At 59.7% G+C, this 243-nt stretch carries 1 protein-coding gene; it reads left to right on the top strand.

Features of this window, described 5'->3' with window-relative positions:
* Positions 1-64 precede the first annotated feature (64 nt).
* The coding region (locus tag AC0L3B_RS40140; RefSeq protein ID WP_473383555.1) for a helix-turn-helix domain-containing protein at positions 65-243 on the top strand (179 nt) is incomplete at its 3' end.

Raw genomic sequence — 243 nt, 5'->3', positions numbered from 1 at the left:
CTCCGGTGCGAATTTGACGTGAGAGGTAATAGTCTGGCGGGGGTGGCAGTTGATAAGGTGAAACATGGCCGTTCGCGCAGTTGAATTTGGCGTATTGCTACGGAGGTGGCGCGCCAGCCGGGGTATGTCGCAGACGACGCTGGCGCTGGCCGCAAACAGCTCGACGCGGCACCTGTCCTATCTCGAGACCGGTCGCTCTCATCCGAGCAAGGAAATGGTCCTGCGCCTGGGTAAGCAGTTGAA

The organism is Bradyrhizobium sp. Kon56 (assembly GCF_055807635.1).
This window is presented reverse-complemented; position numbering and strand designations above follow the sequence as displayed.